Annotated in this window: 15 protein-coding genes; 5 read left to right on the forward strand and 10 right to left on the reverse strand. The window is 56.4% G+C overall.

Annotated features, from left to right (window positions below; genetic code table 11):
- Positions 1–58: 58 nt before the first annotated feature.
- The gene (locus tag GOV91_RS05935; protein WP_171234793.1) at positions 59–703 is read left to right on the forward strand and encodes a hemolysin III family protein; all 645 of its coding nucleotides are present in this window, start codon (positions 59–61) and stop codon (positions 701–703) included.
- A gap of 59 nt (positions 704–762) precedes the next feature.
- On the opposite strand, the gene GOV91_RS05940 is transcribed toward GOV91_RS05935, so the two are convergent.
- Positions 763–1752: an adenosine kinase gene (locus GOV91_RS05940; RefSeq protein WP_171234794.1), complete on the reverse strand. Its 990-nt coding sequence runs from the start codon at positions 1750–1752 to the stop codon at positions 763–765.
- Positions 1749–2393: an endonuclease III gene (gene nth / locus GOV91_RS05945; RefSeq protein WP_171234795.1), complete on the reverse strand. Its 645-nt coding sequence runs from the start codon at positions 2391–2393 to the stop codon at positions 1749–1751. Before nth ends, GOV91_RS05940 begins: the two co-directional genes overlap by 4 nt.
- Before the next feature lie 116 nt (positions 2394–2509).
- Here nth and GOV91_RS05950 point away from each other — a divergent pair, with 116 nt between their 5' ends.
- Positions 2510–3361, forward strand: a complete 852-nt coding sequence (locus tag GOV91_RS05950; protein WP_171234796.1) for a bifunctional helix-turn-helix domain-containing protein/methylated-DNA--[protein]-cysteine S-methyltransferase — start codon at positions 2510–2512, stop codon at positions 3359–3361.
- 55 nt (positions 3362–3416) lie between these two features.
- On the opposite strand, the gene GOV91_RS05955 is transcribed toward GOV91_RS05950, so the two are convergent.
- Positions 3417–4856 (reverse strand): aldehyde dehydrogenase family protein, encoded by a 1440-nt coding sequence (locus GOV91_RS05955; RefSeq protein WP_171234797.1) that lies wholly within the window; start codon positions 4854–4856, stop codon positions 3417–3419.
- A 214-nt stretch (positions 4857–5070) separates the two neighbouring features.
- Here GOV91_RS05955 and GOV91_RS05960 point away from each other — a divergent pair, with 214 nt between their 5' ends.
- Entirely contained in the window at positions 5071–5721 is a 651-nt protein-coding gene (locus GOV91_RS05960) for a peroxiredoxin (RefSeq protein ID WP_039543105.1), read from the forward strand.
- 227 nt (positions 5722–5948) lie between these two features.
- Here the strand turns inward: GOV91_RS05960 and GOV91_RS05965 are convergent, their stop codons facing one another.
- Entirely contained in the window at positions 5949–6638 is a 690-nt protein-coding gene (locus GOV91_RS05965; protein WP_171178236.1) for an outer membrane protein, read from the reverse strand.
- A gap of 256 nt (positions 6639–6894) precedes the next feature.
- Between GOV91_RS05965 and GOV91_RS05970 the strand changes: the two genes are divergently transcribed.
- A complete protein-coding gene (locus GOV91_RS05970) occupies positions 6895–7530 on the forward strand; it encodes a DUF1326 domain-containing protein (RefSeq protein ID WP_171234798.1) in 636 nt (211 codons plus the stop codon).
- A gap of 6 nt (positions 7531–7536) precedes the next feature.
- Here the strand turns inward: GOV91_RS05970 and GOV91_RS22850 are convergent, their stop codons facing one another.
- Together GOV91_RS22850 and pnp are read right to left on the reverse strand one after the other, a co-directional pair.
- A complete protein-coding gene (locus tag GOV91_RS22850) occupies positions 7537–8541 on the reverse strand; it encodes a Hint domain-containing protein (protein ID WP_171234799.1) in 1005 nt (334 codons plus the stop codon).
- 177 nt (positions 8542–8718) lie between these two features.
- Entirely contained in the window at positions 8719–10866 is a 2148-nt protein-coding gene (gene pnp / locus GOV91_RS05980; protein WP_171234800.1) for a polyribonucleotide nucleotidyltransferase, read from the reverse strand.
- A gap of 481 nt (positions 10867–11347) precedes the next feature.
- Here pnp and GOV91_RS05985 point away from each other — a divergent pair, with 481 nt between their 5' ends.
- Positions 11348–12949 (forward strand): BCCT family transporter, encoded by a 1602-nt coding sequence (locus GOV91_RS05985; RefSeq protein WP_171234801.1) that lies wholly within the window; start codon positions 11348–11350, stop codon positions 12947–12949.
- Between the two features lie 254 nt (positions 12950–13203).
- On the opposite strand, the gene GOV91_RS05990 is transcribed toward GOV91_RS05985, so the two are convergent.
- The 4 genes from GOV91_RS05990 to GOV91_RS06005 form a co-directional block, all read right to left on the reverse strand.
- Positions 13204–14175, reverse strand: coding sequence for an Abi family protein (locus tag GOV91_RS05990; RefSeq protein ID WP_217352016.1), 972 nt, complete (start codon positions 14173–14175; stop codon positions 13204–13206).
- 362 nt (positions 14176–14537) lie between these two features.
- A complete protein-coding gene (rpsO, locus tag GOV91_RS05995; RefSeq protein WP_170329634.1) occupies positions 14538–14807 on the reverse strand; it encodes a 30S ribosomal protein S15 in 270 nt (89 codons plus the stop codon).
- A 143-nt stretch (positions 14808–14950) separates the two neighbouring features.
- Positions 14951–15964, reverse strand: a complete 1014-nt coding sequence (locus tag GOV91_RS06000) for a calcium-binding protein (protein WP_171234803.1) — start codon at positions 15962–15964, stop codon at positions 14951–14953.
- A 93-nt stretch (positions 15965–16057) separates the two neighbouring features.
- Positions 16058–16561 (reverse strand): DUF1643 domain-containing protein, encoded by a 504-nt coding sequence (locus tag GOV91_RS06005; RefSeq protein WP_171234804.1) that lies wholly within the window; start codon positions 16559–16561, stop codon positions 16058–16060.
- Between the last annotated feature and the right edge of the window lie 20 nt (positions 16562–16581).

A 16581-nucleotide genomic window follows, 5' to 3' on the forward strand; every position in this document is an offset into this window, starting at 1 on the left:
AAAGTTGGACATCCTTTTGGCGGGACTTTAGCGCAGAGCTGTTTTTAACTGGCCAGTCATGATGAAAACCACCTATCCCAGCCCCGCGCGTGCGCATCGTACCGCCGACATGGTTGTCCATGTGATCGGTTTGTCCCTGATCCTGACGGCTGGCAGCCTGCTGATCGTGAACGCCTATCAACGTCTGGATGTTGCGCTGCTTCTTGCGGTCATCGTTTATTTTCTCAGTGCACTTGCGTCGAACCTTGCGTCCTGCGCCTATCATTTTGCGCCTTGGCATGATCGCCGCAAGCTGTTGCGCCGTATCGACCACGCCGCGATTTATCCCAGTATCTGCGGGACGTTCACACCATTCTTCGTTCAGGCGGGCACGGCATGGACCATGACCTTGCTTTGGGTGTGCTGGGGGCTGACCATCGCAGCCGTCTGGAACAAGATCGCGAATGAGACGGTTAAGTCGCGATGGTCGACGGCGTCATACCTTGGTTTGGGTGGTATCGGTTTAGGCGCAATCCCAGACATGACCACCGTTCCCGCAGCCACCCTTTGGTGCATTGCGGGCGGTGCAGTCAGCTATGTCGTTGGAACGATGTTTTACGCCCAAAAGACACTGCCGTTTCGTTATGCGATTTGGCACGTCTGGGTGAACCTGGGTGGGGTTCTGATGTTCGTCGGAATCTGGCTGGCGCTGTTTTCTAACTAAAGGGTAGGGTTGGGGCGCTGACGCCCCAATCCATTTTGTGAAAAGGACCCGATCCGAGGTCAGAGCAACCCTTCGGCGCGCAGCAATTCCTGCATGTTTGCCTCGGGGCGCGGACCGATATGGCTGATGACTTCGCGGGCACAGACATTGCCGATCTTTGCACAAGTCTCGTAATCCCGACCTGTGGCCATGCCAAACAGGAAGCCCGCAGCAAACTGATCTCCAGCACCTGTTGCATCCACGGGCACAACCTTTTCAACCGGCACGTCAATGCGGCTGTCACCATTCAGAACAGTCACACCGTCGCCTGAACGGGTGCAGACAACCAACGGACAGATGGCGGCGGTTTTGGCCAGCGCTTCCTCCAGATCGTCGGTTTCGAACAGCGATTTGATCTCGGCCTCATTTCCGATCACGAAATCCAGTTCGTTTTCGATCAGCAACAGGAAATCGACGCGGTGACGTTCCACGCAGAACGGGTCGGAAATGGCGATACCGGCCTTGCCGCCGCCCTTGTGACAGGCGCGCGCGGCTTCAAGAAACGCGGCTTTGCCCTTTTCCTTGTCGAACAGATAACCTTCGAGGAACATGATCTGGCTGTTGCCTGCAACATCATCCGAAACGTCCTGCGAGGACAGCTCGGATGAAATCCCCAGATAAGTGTTCATCGACCGCTCGCCATCGGGCGACACAAAGATCATCGAACGCGAGGTCGGCAGCTCTCCTCCCGGGACCGGGGGGTTCACGAAATCGACGCCGTCCTCGTTCATCGCATCCGCATAGAACCGACCCAGCGCGTCATCATGCACGCGACCGATAAAAGCAGCGTCTAGCCCTAGGGCACCGGCCCCCGCGATGGTGTTGGCGACGGACCCGCCGGGTGTCTGCACGCGACCTTCCATCGAAGCATACAGCACCTCGCCACGCTCCTGCTCGATCAGCTGCATGATGCCTTTCTCGATACCCATCAGTTCCAGGAAACTGTCATCGGCCTGGGAAATCACGTCTACAACGGCATTCCCGATGCCGGTCAGCTGGTAAGTTTTCATTGGGTTTTGTCCTCGAATTGACAGAGATCACGGATGATGCAGGTCGGGCATTGCGGTTTGCGCGCTTTGCAATGGTAGCGGCCATGCAGGATCAGCCAGTGATGCGCATGTAGTTGAAAGTCAGCAGGTATGTTGTCTTCGATGGCGCGCTCGACCGCGTCCACATCCTTGCCGGGGCAAATGCCGGTTCGGTTGCCTACGCGAAAGATGTGCGTATCAACCGCCTGCGCGGGTTGCCGCCACCACATGTTCAGCACCACATTGGCCGTCTTGCGGCCTACACCGGGTAGGGATTGCAACGCGGCGCGTGAGTTGGGCACCTCGCCATCATAGTCTTCGACCAGAATTCGGCTGAGTTTGATGACATTCTTCGCCTTCTGGCGGAACAGGCCGATGGTCTTGATATGTTCGATCAGACCCTGTTCGCCCAGGTCCAGCATCTTTTGTGGTGTGTCGGCGATCTTGAACAGCTTGCGCGTGGCTTTGTTGACGCCAGCGTCGGTCGCTTGCGCCGACAGCGCCACGGCCACGACCAGTGTATAGACGTTCACATGCTCAAGCTCGCCCTTGGGTTCGGGGTCGGCGTCTTGAAAGCGCGTGAAGATCTCGCGGATCGTATGATAATCGAGTTGCTTTGCCATCCGGGCCTTAATGCCGCTCAGTGGGCCGTGACACAAGCCTAAAGCCAATGCGCAAGTTCCGGGTCGCTTGGGCGTGGCCTGCGCGCTATGGTTTTGTCAGGAAATGAGGTGGAACCATGAATGTCCAGACCCCGGAAAGCGGATACCACTACAACGTCATGCGCCGCGCGATCGATCTGATCGATCAGGGCGGCGAGGGCCTTAGCCTTGATGAGCTGGCCCACCAGATGGATATGAGCCCGGCCCATTTCCAACGTCTGTTCTCGCGTTGGACTGGGGTGTCACCGAAGAGATACCAGCAGTACCTGACACTAGGCCATGCAAAGGCATTGCTGCGGGAACGATTCACTACGCTGGAAACGGCACATAACGTTGGCCTCTCGGGCAGCGGACGCCTGCATGATTTGTTCCTGAAATGGGAATCCATGAGTCCCGGCGAATACGCCCGCAAGGGTGCAGGTCTCACGATCTATTGGGGTTGGTTCGAATGCCCCTTTGGTCCTGCGCTTGTCATGGGAACAGACAAAGGTATCTGCGGCATCGCCTTTGGGGCAGAGACCGGGGAAGAGGCCGCGATGGAGGACATGATTTCGCGCTGGCCCAAAGCGGATTTCGTCGAGGATCCGATGCGTTTGCGGCCTTGGGTGCTCAGCGCTTTTGGGGCTGCCAGCCACCGGCTGGAACCAACACCGCTTTACCTGATCGGATCGCCACTGCAGATCAAAGTGTGGGAAGCGTTGATGCATATCCCGTCAGGACAAGTCACCACCTATTCCGAGATCGCGCAGCGCGTAGGCTCGCCACAAGCCGTGCGTGCGGTGGGAACGGCAGTTGGGCGTAACCCGGTTAGTTGGTTGATCCCCTGTCACCGCGCGCTGCGCAAATCGGGTGGCCTTGGCGGCTATCATTGGGGTCTTCCGGTCAAGCGGGCCATGCTGGCGTACGAAGCTGCTCAGGCGGATGCCTGAGACATAGAGTGAGGCATCCTAAGGTGCCTCACGCTTGATTCACGTCAAAGCCTCGCTATTCCGCAGCCCAGCCGCCGACAGCTTTGACTTCCAGGAAGTCTTCCAGACCAAAGACACCGCCTTCGCGCCCGTTGCCAGATTGCTTCATGCCGCCGAACGGAGAGCCCGCGCTGCGTGATTGACCATTCATTTCAACCATGCCCGAGCGTAAGACCCGCGCCATGCGGTTGGCTCGCGCGCCGTCTTGGGTCTGAACATAGTTGGTCAGGCCATAGGGCGTGTCGTTGGCTATCTCGATGGCTTCTTCTTCGGTGTCGAAGGGGATCATGGTCAGAACCGGACCAAAGATCTCTTCGCGTGCGATGGTCATCTGGTTGTTGGCGTCGGCAAAGACCGTGGGGCGGACATAGTAGCCCTTGTTCAGCCCCTCGGGCCGTCCGGTGCCACCGGCGACCAAACGCGCGCCTTCGTCGATGCCTTTCTGAATCAGGTCTTGAATCTTGGTCCACTGAACCTCATTCACCACCGGACCGATATGGCGGCCCTCTTCCGTTGCGGGGCCAACCTTGACCATGTTGGCAACCTCGGCCGCCGTTTCCACTGCCTTGTCGTAGATCGGGCGCTGCACAAGCATCCGGCTGGGGGCGTTACAGCTTTGGCCGGTGTTTTGCATCATGTGCAGCACGCCGCGTTTGACCGCCTTCTCGTCGGCGTCCTCAAAGAGCACATTGGCACCTTTGCCGCCCAATTCCAGATGCACTTTTTTGAGCGTCTCGGCTGCGTTCTTCGAAATCGCCGTGCCAGCACGGGTTGAGCCGGTAAAGCTGACCATATCGACATCCTTATGGCCCGATAGCTGAGAGCCAACGCCCACCCCGTCACCGTTGACCAGATTGAACACACCGGGTGGGAAGCCTGCCTCGTCCATCATCTCGGCAAAGATCATCGCGTTCAACGGGCTTTGTTCTGACGGTTTCAAAACCATCGTACAGCCCGCAATTGCCGCCGCGCCGACCTTGAGCGTGATCTGGTTCATAGGCCAGTTCCAGGGTGTGATCAGCGCGGCAACGCCAACAGCCTCGTAAATGATCCGGTCATTTGGTGCGTGATCTCCAAGCGGGCGCTCAAACTCGAATGCTTTGGCAGCGCGAATGAAGTTCTTCAGATGGTAGATACCCGCCCCAGCCTGCGCCGAACGGGCCAGATCGATGGGCGCCCCCATCTCGAGAGACATGGCTTGCGCCAGATCTTCGGACCGCGCCGCATAGATATCCACCAGCTTTTCAACCAGCGCTATGCGGGTTTCCACCGGGGTTTCCATCCAGCCGGGAAGGGCGGCCTTGGCCGCCGCAACGGCCGCATTTGTGTCGGCTTCCGCGCCAAGCGAAATCACTGCGCAGGGTTCTTCGGTCGAGGGATTGATGACCTCGAAATCATTGGGCTGCGACGGCGCGACCCAATGACCGTTAATATAGAAATCCCGTTTTTCGATCATCGCGCGCCCTCCTGAAGGTTCAGCCTTAAATCGGTGTTTCGGACACACTCTGTCACCCATACTTAGACTGGGCAATAGTGAATTTGATCAAATTATTTTCTTGGGAGGTCTGTAATTTCCTTATCCCTAGACGCATAGGATGGTTTAACCTGCGCGCAAAGTGATTAGGTTCCAAGCAACCGACTCAGGTTTTTAACAGGAAAGGAGATGCCCCATGGGTTTGCGCATCAACGATACCGTCCCAAATTTCACAGCAGAAACGGATCAGGGTACCGTTCAGTTTCACGACTGGATCGGCGACAGCTGGGCCATTCTGTTCTCGCACCCAAAGGATTTCACGCCTGTTTGCACCACCGAGTTTTCGGCCGTTGCGCAACTGAATGACGAATGGGCTGCGCGCAATACCAAGGTGATTGGTGTTTCGGTCGACGGGGTCGAGGACCACAAGAAGTGGAAAAAAGACATCGAAGAATACGGCAAAGCCAATCCTGGTTTCCCGATCATCGCCGATGACGGACTGGCCGTTTCGAAAGCCTTCGACATGCTGCCCGCCGAAGCCTACCTGCCCGATGGACGTACCCCGGCTGACAGCGCCACTGTGCGTTCAGTCTTCATCATCGGCCCGGACAAGCAACTGAAGCTGTCGATGACCTATCCGATGACCGTGGGCCGGAACTTTGCCGAGATCCTGCGTGCGCTGGACGGGCTGCAGATGTCAGCCAAGGGTGTTGCGACACCGGCCAATTGGGTTCCGGGCGAGGACGTAATTATCCCGCCGACCGTTTCCAACGAAGATGCCAAGGCCAAGTTTGGCGAGTTTGAGACGATCTTCCCATATCTGCGCAAGACCAAAGCGCCGTCCTAAGGCGGGCTGAAAGTTGGGGGGCCGTTGGCTCCCCAATCGCGTCTATAGGCATTTTTCCCAAAATGTGTTTAGCGTCGGATGCAACTGGCGGTTGCTGATCGCATGGCAATCCGCAGAATGTTTGATCTGCGCTTTATTTTGTCGATTTTTTCAGAATGCCCCCGCACCAGAGGCGCGAGGGCATAACGGGGAAGGGAAACCGGAGAGAAACCTAACCCCCGATTTTATCAAAACTTGTAACGAAGCCCGAAGTTGACGCTGAATGTATCCAGGTCGTCTTCAACCGTTCCCGTCAAAGCGCCGTTCGGGGCCAACCGCTGCGACGACACATCAAAGGCGCGGGCATAGCGGGCGTCTACGGTAAGGGCGGTTGACGGGTTGATGTCATAAGCCACGCCAGCGATCACCTGAGCCGCAAAAGCAGTGTCGCTGTCATCCAGCGCCACACCGGGACCGTAAGCAAAATCCAAATCCGAATAAGTCGCGCCCAGACCAAAGCCTGCAAACGGGGTCAGCGCACCGGATTGTTTGAAGTCGAACAGCACGTTGGCAAAGAGCGAAGTTTGCGACACATCGCCGGAAATATTGCCTTCCGGTGCCGGACCGTTGCCCGAGAAATTTACACCATCCACGTCGCTTTCGCGGTATGATAATTCCAGTTCAATACGCGTTCCGACCGTGTCGTTGGACCACTGCGGGATCTCTTTACCGATAGCCACACCCAGGCCAAAACCTGCATCAAAATCCGTATCGACAGATTGGGTCGCGCCGCCAATCGCGCCAGAGAAATTGCTGTCCTGCAACTGACTGTAGCCAATGAAGCCTTGAACATAGGTGCCGTCACCCAGGCTTTGCGCGGTTGCTGCAGTTGAGCCCAGCATCAGGGCGGCGGAGGTCAGGATGAAACGACTAACCATGATCATGTCCTTTGTTCCAAAACGTTTCCACACGTAAATCGTGTGTCTGCTGTTGCATTGAAAGGGTTCGGGCGGTCACATCGGGTCACTCTAATTTGGCGCCATGTGATAGAATAAATCGCCTATTCGAGTTGTTGTCGCTGAATGGGAGGCCGTCGATTTCTGATCTGCGCAGGGACGTGCTAGTCTGGCTGAAAGGGGGCTGTTCCACAGGCGAAAGCCATCGGGATTTCACTGTACTTTGCAGGAGAGAACCATGGCGTTTACAGATTGGTATGTTGAAGGAGAAAGCTTCGGAAACTGCAATTGCGGTTATGCCTGCCCTTGCCAATTCGAAGAGCTACCCACCCACGGAAACTGCCGGGGCTTCGAAGTGCTAGAGATTGGCACAGGGTATTTCGGTGACACTGATCTGGGTGGTGCCAAGGCCGCGCTGATCTATGCCTGGCCGGGGCCGATTTTCGAGGGCGGCGGAGAAATGCAGGTTGTCATTGATCCTGCTGCGACCCCGGCACAGCGCGCTGCGCTGGAAAAGGTCTTTCACGGTGAAGAAACGGAAGAGATGGCGACACATTGGTACGTGTTCCGTGCCATGTGCGATAAGGTTCATGACACGCTTTACCTGCCGATTGATTTCGAAATGAACATGGAAGAGCGTACTGCCCGTGTGTCCATCGGCGATGTGCTGAGCTCGACAGGTCGCCCCATTGAAGCCCCTCATGGCGGGGGACCGCATCGCGTACGTATCGATATTCCTGGCGGTATCGAGTTCTCAATGGCCGAGATCGGCAGCGCTACAACGCGCGCAGACGCGGCGATCAAGCTGGATTTGAACGACAGCTATGGCCAATGGCACGTTTTGAAACACGGGCCGGGCGGTGTTGCCCACTAAACTGTGTTAGGCGGCCTTCTTAAGCGAATTCGGATAAACCCGCCAATTTGGAACTTTCAAGTCTGCTTTCAGCATTCCGGCTTCGAAAGGTTTAAGGACCGGTAGCACCGTTGGTCCGTAACCAGTCGAGCCGTGGGACAGTTCCGGGAACAGGTCGAACAACTTGCGCAGGGTGGAAGGTGCCATTGCACTAAGGGTCGTTTCGCCGGGATAGAAGGATTCGGACCAGATTCCTTCGACATTCACCAGCTCATGCTGATCTAAAAGGATGTGAACATATTCGACCCCCTGCGCAGGCGGGTCCTTTACAATGTTTTGCCCATTGATCAATGCCTTTGCCGGGGCCAGCATCGCGGTCTCGCCATGCATCAGTTCCATCATCGCTGAGGTTACAGCGACCCGATGTTGCGGCGACACCAGCAGGTCGCGCGTGGGGCAGTTCGGACCGAAACAGCCCGCCTTGAAGCGCACTGGGCACAAATGCGGAGAGGAACGCAGCTCTTGCGTCGACAGATGCCGTCGACCGATCCAGCGCACCGGGCGGATGCGCCCATCTGTGGTCAGGACAGGATCCCCCGGTACCAGTTCTTCCACCTGGCGCTGCCCTGTGGGGGTCAGGATCAGCGAGCCCGTGGTGAAGCACACGAAAGACGGCAAGCTCTGATACGGGGTAGAAGATGCGGTGCCGCCAAAGCTGGTGTCTTCGATGGTGTCATTCAGCGCAGCCTGCCCCGAAGTGACGATGATATAGCGCGGGTTACTGAACTGGATCAGGGTGAAACTGACAGGCGCGCCGTTGACCGTTCCGGTATATGTCTCGAACGTACTGAAATTCTGAGACGAGGCGGTAAAGCCCGGCAGCCCGGACAGGTCCAATTGGGTGCTGTCGGGGTCCGGGTCATCCAAGATGGCGTCGTTATCCGTTACTGCGACAGAATACGCGGCCGTGATATCGACGTTGCGTGTGCTGAACGGGTCTGCACTGATTTCATAGACGGTAATCGTGGCCACGGCCGCATAACATCCCTGAGAGCAACAAAATTACCCTTAAGGTTGTGCTGATACGTTTAAGAATCGTTAATGGTTGATTTACCTAGACCAGATTACTGGGGAGTGGTCGGAGACACACCTAAACCAAAAAGGCCCCGGACAGCGCCGGGGCCTTTCGAGCCTGAAGATAGGTACAGATTACTCTGCGTCTTCTTTCTTTTCTTTCTTCTCGGGAACGACCTCTTCGCCGGTTTCCTGATCGACGACTTTCATCGACAGGCGGACCTTGCCGCGATCGTCAAAGCCCAGAAGCTTGACCTTCACTTCCTGACCTTCCTTCAGAACGTCTGACGGATGGTTCAGGCGGCGGTTTTCGATCTGGGACACGTGGACCAGACCGTCGCGCTTACCAAAGAAGTTCACGAAGGCGCCGAAGTCGACGATCTTGACCACTTTACCGGTGTAGATCTGACCTTCTTCCGGTTCGGCCACGATCGAGTAGATCATGTCATAAGCCTTCTGGATCGATTCACCATCGGGCGAGGCGATCTTGATCACACCGTCGTCGTTGATGTCGACCTTGGCACCCGAGGTTTCCACGATCTCGCGGATGACCTTACCGCCCGAACCGATCACTTCACGGATCTTGTCGGTGGGGATGTTCATGGTCTCGATGCGCGGGGCGTGGACCGAGAATTCGTTGGTCTCGGACAGGGTTTTGCCCATCTCGCCCAGAATGTGCATCCGGCCCTCTTTGGCCTGTGCCAGAGCGGTTTCCATGATCTGCGGCGTGATACCTGCGACCTTGATGTCCATCTGCAGCGAGGTGATGCCGTTCTCGGTACCTGCCACTTTAAAGTCCATGTCGCCCAGGTGATCTTCGTCACCCAGGATATCGGTCAGGACAGCGTAATCGCCATCATCTTCCAGGATCAGACCCATTGCCACACCGGCAACCGGTGCTTTCAGCGGAACACCTGCGTCCATCATCGACAGCGAACCGCCGCAGACAGAGGCCATCGAGGACGAGCCGTTCGATTCAGTGATTTCCGATACCACGCGCACGGTATAGGGGAAGTCGGTCGGTGCAGGCAGAACCGCCTGCAGCGCGCGCCATGCCAGTTTGCCGTGACCGATCTCACGACGACCGGGCGAACCCACGCGGCCCACTTCACCCACCGAATACGGAGGGAAGTTGTAGTGCAGCAGGAAGTTCGATTTGAAGTTGCCGTGCAGCGCGTCGATGAACTGCTCATCGTCGCCGGTGCCCAGCGTGGTCACAGCCAGCGCCTGTGTTTCACCACGGGTGAACAGGGCGGAACCGTGGGTGCGGGGCAGCAGCGAGGTTTCGGCTTCGATGGCGCGTACATCGGTGGTCGAACGACCGTCGATGCGCTTGCCGCCTTTGACGACGTCACCGCGCAGGATGCCGGCTTCCAGCTTTTTCATCGCCGAGCCGAGATTGGCGTCTTCCAGCTGTTCCTCGGTCAGTGCTTCTTTGATCGCTTCGCGGGCAGCGGCAACAGCGGCGGTGCGCTCTTGCTTGTCGGTGATCGCGAAGGCGGCGCGCATCTGCTCTTCACCGGCTGCGGAAACAGCGGCGTACAGCTCCGAGTAATCGGGAGCGACGAACTCAAACGGCTCTTTGGCGGTTTCTTCGGCCAGCGAGATGATCAGGTCGATGACCGGCTGGATTTGCTCATGCGCAAAGGTCACGGCACCCAGCATTTCGGCTTCGGACAGTTCGTAAGCTTCCGACTCCACCATCATCACGGCGTCTTTGGTACCGGCAACAACCAGATCCAGACGCTGTTCGGGGTTCAGGCGCAAGTCCTGCATATCGTCTACGGTCGGGTTCAGGACGTATTCGCCATCCACGAAACCAACACGGGCACCGGCGATCGGGCCCATGAACGGCGCGCCCGAGATGGTCAGGGCAGCCGAAGCAGCGATCATTGCAACGATGTCGGGATCGTTGACCAGATCGTGGGACAGCACGGTGCACATCACCAGAACTTCGTTTTTGAAGCCGTCAACGAACAGCGGGCGGATCGGACGGTCGATCAGACGCGCGGTCAGCGTCTCTTTCTCGGTCGGGCGCGCCTCGCGCTTGAAGAAGCCACCCGGAACCTTACCGGCGGCATAGTATTTTTCCTGATAGTGCACGGTCAGCGGGAAAAAGTCCTGACCGGGTTTTTGTTGCTTGGCAAAGGTCACGTTGGCCATGACGCTGGTTTCGCCCAGCGTGGCAATCACGGTGCCGTCCGCCTGACGGGCAACCTTGCCGGTTTCCAGTGTCAGCGTCTCTTCGCCCCACTGAATCGATTTCTTCGTTACATCAAACATATGCGTATCCTAGAACGGAGCACTCCCGCCCCTGCGGGTCTCCGGTTTGCATGGCGGCCCCATTGCCGCCGACCCCACTTTATCTTCCATTCGAGTGCCGGGGTCAGGGCACAACGTCTCAGATACCGCGCGCATACAGGAGAATGCTTTGGAAGGAAAGAGAAACCGAATTTGACGGCCAGATCATGCTGAGACAGGTCGAAGCTTTCCTTTTGCGCGCAATTTTCAGGTCGGGGCATGAAACTGAACGTGGTGAAACACAGCGTTTCATTCCGGTCAGACGATAGAAACTCGCAAGAGAGCTTTCGTCGCTAACATATGAAAAATCGAATGCAATTGTAAAAATAACAAGGCTGTATAAGCTTTTACGAACCAGCCTGCGGTCGAAATGACGGAAACGCGCCAAGGGGGTAACTATATCATAACCGTCCGCCGACCGAATACCTTGGCGTTTGCAAAAAGCGAACAGAAGGGCAATCGAATGGCACAAACAAAGAAGATGCTTGATCCGGACCCCCGGATTTACGACTTCGAAACGGAATATGAGCTGGGTCAGGATAACGTCCGGCCATTTGGTCTGGATATTCACAACCCGGTCTTTCTGATCTCGAGTATTTTGATCTTTGCGTTCGTTCTGATCGCATTGGCCAACCAAGAGGCAGCTGCCTCGTTCTTCGGCTGGCTCCGGCCCTGGCTGACCAGCACGTTTGACTGGTTCCTGGTTCTTTCGGTTGACGCCATCACCCTGTTTTGTCTGGTTCTGATCATTCTGCCGGTCGGCAGTGTTAGGATCGGCGGCAAGGATGCCAAGCCTGACTATTCCTATGCCGGATGGATCGCGATGATGTTCGCCGCCGGTATTGGTATCGGTCTGCTGTTCTTTGGTGTGATGGAGCCGGTCTATTATAACTTTGCCGAAGGCGGGAATGCGCGGCCCTTGGGCATTGATATTGCCGTTCCGGGCAATGAATATGTCGGCATCGTCGGCACAATCCATCATTGGGGGCTGGAAGGCTGGGCGGTCTATGCCGCTGTGGGTCTGAGCCTTGCGATTTTTGCCTATAACCTGAATCTGCCACTGACCCTGCGCTCGGCCTTTTATCCGATCCTGGGCGAACGTGTCTGGGGCTGGTGGGGCCATATCATCGACACGCTTGCGGTGTTTGCGACGTTGTTCGGCCTCACGACTTCTTTGGGTCTTGGGGCGCAGCAGGTTGCGGCGGGGCTGAACGAGGTGTTCGGCATCGAACCCAGTCCGACCGTGACCGTCCTGCTGATCATTGGCATCACCATGATCGCGCTGGGATCAGTCCTGATGGGTATGGATGCAGGCGTGAAACGGCTGAGTGAGATCAACATGATCATGGCTGTGGGTCTGTTCCTTTTCGTCATTGTTGTCACCGGCGTTGGTACAGCCATCGCGCGGTATTTCAACGTGATGGTGGATTACGTAACGCACCTTCCAGCGCTGTCCAATCCGTTCGGTCGAGAAGACACCAGCTATTTCCACGGCTGGACGACCTTCTACTGGGCCTGGTGGATCGCATGGTCACCGTTTGTCGGCATGTTCATCGCCCGCATCTCGAAAGGGCGTACCGTGCGTGAGTTCATCCTCTGCGCGCTGCTGGCCCCGACGGCGGTCTGCGCCCTGTGGATGTCGACCTTCGGCGGTGCCGCCATCGACATGCTGAACGCAGGCGGAGCCGAAGGTGTCCGCGCCACGGTGATCGACAGCTACGCCCCCGAAGGTGCGCTGTTCGGCTTCCTTAAGGAACTGCCGCTTTATGGAATCGTCGCGCCCATCGCGTTAATCCTGATCGTGGTGTTCTTTGTCACCTCGTCCGACTCGGGCTCGTTGGTGATCGACACAATTACGGCAGGCGGCAAGATGGATGCGCCGGTTGTTCAGCGCGTATTCTGGTGCACGCTCGAAGGCCTGGTGGCCATCGCCTTGTTGCTTGGGGGTGGCCTATCCGCCCTGCAGGGTGCTGCGGTTTCAACAGGGATACCGTTCACGCTGGTGGTCCTGATAATGTGCTACTGCCTATGGCTGGCTCTGAAGTCGGAGAAGGCGAAGATGTAGAGTTTACACATGCGTTTAAGGCAACGCCCGCCAATTGGCGGGCGTTATTTTATAAAGATTTCAGGTAGCTATGAGCCCTGAGCGGTCGTTGCCGGCCTATTTGACTGCTGCGTTTGCATTGGTCAGGTTTGGCTCCCTTTGCAGACCTTCAAGGTTGAATGATGAGCTCACGGGACGCGGACTTTACTGTACGAGATGGTTTGATGCATTTGATCAACCTACAGGCTTACTTGTGGGCCAAAGCGCGTTTGCACTCACTGCCAAATCGGCTGCATTTCCCAACCATCGGGAAAACCCGCTGTTGCAAGACCGATTTCTGCTGGAAGACGCTCCGCCAGAATGCGGTTCTTCAGCCGACACTGCCACTGTGTCTTTGGATAAAATTGCTTGAGTATATAAATCATAACCACAATCGCGCTGTATATGCGTTTTGTTGGTGCATCGTCGCCAACCCGTCGTTCACGCAGATGATCCAGTTCCGGAATAATCTTCGCTTTAGGTAGACCTGGACTGTTGATAAGGGGCTTGTTCCAAAGCCTTGAGTGGTGTGCGCAGTCGTTTCGAACATCGTTCAGAGCAGATACCCATGACTGCATCGTTTTCCGCGGGAGATTCGGATTGATGCGTTCTGCAATCGCCGTTTTGTGTGCTTCGTCCAGAAACCGCAGGATATGGGTCAGGTGACCCCACTGCCAGGTCCCGGCTTTCACCCAGATTGGCGGATTGCCAGAATAGTTTCTTCCAAAGTGCTTTGCGAACTCTTCTTTTGAACCTTTGAACGTTTCTTCCAGCCCGACAACAAACTTTGCAAAATCCGTTTCCTCACCATCCTTAGATTCACTGAATCTCGGCTTGTATGTACGCGGATCAAGATGGCCTTGGGGGTTCACCGCACCGATCACTTCAATCAAAGCTGTTCGGATCGCGATCTCAATTCGCTCAATAGCATCCATAAGCTCCATTCTCAGGGCTTTGTCGAACAGGTAGAAGCTCATCACCTGGTCGAAGGTTGCCCCGTCTTTGAAGCGTTCGCAGCGTGTGAGCCGTCCATCGGTGGTCTGGCAGAATTCGCGAAACGGATAGCTGAATGCACTCAACCGATAGTACCCTATTCGGGTCAAAGCACGTTTGGCGTGGGTTGCATCACGAACTACAAGCCCGCGTTCTTGCATCAGTTCCAGACAGTCATCGACTGATCTGTAGGGTTTGACGTAAGGAAGCTTCAAATGTTCCAGCTGCTTAAATAAGAAGACCGGGCTGTAGCAGGACGACGAGGCCAAGCCAGGGAGCACCGGTCATAAGATGTAATGAGAGGTAATAGCTTCTCATCTGCACGTCAAGATAGCGCGTGATGGTTTTCTAAAGTGTGAATCACGCGTTCGCTGGCTAAGTTGATGATACTTAACAGGTGCAATCATGCCTAAGTTTGTGTAAAAACGGTCGAGTTTGCAAAAATCGCTATCTGCGCAAAGCTACGCCTATTCAGGCGTAATACTGCACTAGCAGCGAAAGTCCGCAAGGTAGCCAAAACAAAAAACGCCCGCCAAAGTGACGGGCGTCTGAAATCTGCAAGCGGTGTAATCCGAACTTAGCGGCGGATGCCCAGCTTTTTGATCAGGTCCTGGTAACGCGCTTCTTCTTTGCCTTTCAGGTAGTCCAGCAGCTTACGGCGCTGGGCGACCATTTTCAGCAGACCGCGACGACCGTGGTTGTCTTTTTTGTGGGTCTTGAAGTGCTCGGTCAGGGTGTTGATGCGCGAGGTCAGGATGGCAACCTGTACTTCAGGCGAACCGGTGTCGCCTTCTTTGGTTGCGAATTCTTGCATGACGCGTGCTTTTTCAGCGGCAGTGATCGACATCGGGGTCTCCTTCAAAGGTTAGAGTTGATGGCGCAGGCCGGGATGTCGTCCAGCACAGGCCCATGGAGAAAACCGCACCGATTCCGATGCGGATGGGCGCGTATAAGCGGAATTTTGTCAAATGGCAAAGGGAATCTGCGGCCTCAGATCATCTGACCATACTGTGCCAGTTGCGCTTCTGAAATCAGTTGTATATCCGCGACAGTCAATTCTTCTGCCCCGTATACCTGCGCCACCTCCTGACCGTTGATGATCACATGCGTCAGGTTGGTGTTGTCAGTGTCGCGTTCTACCGAAATTTCGGGTTCAGTCTCTTCTTCCCAGGTGACAAGCAGTTTGTCCTCGCCGGGCTGGAAGCCCATGACGGTAACATCGTCTTCTCCCGGGCTGAGCACGATGTCATCCGCGCCCTGGCCACCTGTCACAACATCCCCGTCCCCTGCAATAATAGTGTCATCACCATCCCCGCCGTTCAGGAAATCCTGTTCGGCCGCACCCTCTTCGATGCCGAACACAAAGTCGTCCCCATCGCCGCCAAAGATTGCATCTTCGCCCGCCGCTCCGACCAGAACGTCATCCCCGAAGCCGCCTTGCAATGCGTCGTCACCGGCCCCGCCGTCCAAAGTATCGTCACCCTGACCGCCATAAAGCTCGTCTTCCCCTTCACCACCGTCCAGAACATCGTTTCCGAAATGTCCGAACAGAGCGTCATCGCCCATGTCGCCAAACAGCAGGTCGTCATCCGCTTGGCCATGCAGGACATCGTTGTCCGGCCCGCCATAGATGGTATCCATCCCGTCGCTGCCATGCAGGACGTCATCCCCCTGGCCACCGTGGATCGTATCGTCACCGCCATAGCCGTTGATCTGATCCACTCCGTCCCCTCCGGTGATGATGTCCGGGCCGTCTTCTCCGGCAATCACCAGATCGCCTTCGAATTCGGAAAGGACGATACCGGTGGACAGGGGTTCGACTTCGGTTTCGACGGGGTCTTCGACATTTTCGCCGATATCCAGGAATTCCCCGGTTTCGGCTTCGGATTGCGGCTCATCTTCGGGAATGTCATCTGACACGTCCTCGTCTTCGATCAGCATGTCGCTCATCGCGTAAGCTGCACCGCCGATGGCGGCCAGTCCGATCAATCCGGCCAGAAACATGGCACCCTCCGATGGCAGAAAACTCCGAGGGTGATTGTCTCATTCTGCAGGCAGCATCGTCAAAGATAAGTTGTTGAAAGGGTTAATACTTTATCACCACTGCTCAGGCTGTTGAGTGTAGGCGATGTAAAGGGGGTGCTTGGGGTGGCCGTCTTTGGTCAGACCCAAATGGAACAGGGGTTGACCCGTCTGACGCAACAACTGTTCAACTGCCGGGCCACGGTCCAGATGTGCGCCGTGGGTGCCCCAGGCGGCAATGACCCGATCGGCCCAGTCCACGCCATCCAGAATCGCCCTGTCATTTTCTGGTCCCACTGGATCAGTGGCAGCGCGCATCTTTCGCGGGTCAGTGTCGCGCCAGGCAAAGATGTTGGTCACCTGAAACGCGCCAAACCCCAAGGCCCGCGCGCGGCGCTCGCAGCGTTCCACCGTAGGGTCATTCTGCACCTCGGTCGCGGTCGAGGGGTTCAGCATCACAAACAATGCCTTCTCTCCCTTTGGATCCCAGACGCGGGTCAGGCTATAGCGATACTTCTCGCAATCGGAATAGATGGCGGTCGAGGGCGCATCGCCCTTGGTATGTGTTCGGGTGATCATGCCAACCGCCTAGCACGTGT

The sequence above is a fragment of the Ruegeria sp. HKCCA6837 genome (assembly GCF_013034475.1).
GTDB lineage: Bacteria > Pseudomonadota > Alphaproteobacteria > Rhodobacterales > Rhodobacteraceae > Ruegeria.

Bases quoted from the DNA above. Each gene is read 5' to 3' on its own strand.
- GOV91_RS05935 (WP_171234793.1), top strand. From the start codon at position 59: ATGATGAAAACCACCTATCCCAGCCCCGCGCGTGCGCATCGTACCGCC.
- GOV91_RS05940 (WP_171234794.1), bottom strand. From the start codon at position 1,752: ATGAAAACTTACCAGCTGACCGGCATCGGGAATGCCGTTGTAGACGTG.
- nth (WP_171234795.1), bottom strand. From the start codon at position 2,393: ATGGCAAAGCAACTCGATTATCATACGATCCGCGAGATCTTCACGCGC.
- GOV91_RS05950 (WP_171234796.1), top strand. From the start codon at position 2,510: ATGAATGTCCAGACCCCGGAAAGCGGATACCACTACAACGTCATGCGC.
- GOV91_RS05955 (WP_171234797.1), bottom strand. From the start codon at position 4,856: ATGATCGAAAAACGGGATTTCTATATTAACGGTCATTGGGTCGCGCCG.
- GOV91_RS05960 (WP_039543105.1), top strand. From the start codon at position 5,071: ATGGGTTTGCGCATCAACGATACCGTCCCAAATTTCACAGCAGAAACG.
- GOV91_RS05965 (WP_171178236.1), bottom strand. From the start codon at position 6,638: ATGGTTAGTCGTTTCATCCTGACCTCCGCCGCCCTGATGCTGGGCTCA.
- GOV91_RS05970 (WP_171234798.1), top strand. From the start codon at position 6,895: ATGGCGTTTACAGATTGGTATGTTGAAGGAGAAAGCTTCGGAAACTGC.
- pnp (WP_171234800.1), bottom strand. From the start codon at position 10,866: ATGTTTGATGTAACGAAGAAATCGATTCAGTGGGGCGAAGAGACGCTG.
- GOV91_RS05985 (WP_171234801.1), top strand. From the start codon at position 11,348: ATGGCACAAACAAAGAAGATGCTTGATCCGGACCCCCGGATTTACGAC.
- rpsO (WP_170329634.1), bottom strand. From the start codon at position 14,807: ATGTCGATCACTGCCGCTGAAAAAGCACGCGTCATGCAAGAATTCGCA.
- GOV91_RS06000 (WP_171234803.1), bottom strand. From the start codon at position 15,964: ATGTTTCTGGCCGGATTGATCGGACTGGCCGCCATCGGCGGTGCAGCT.
- GOV91_RS06005 (WP_171234804.1), bottom strand. From the start codon at position 16,561: ATGATCACCCGAACACATACCAAGGGCGATGCGCCCTCGACCGCCATC.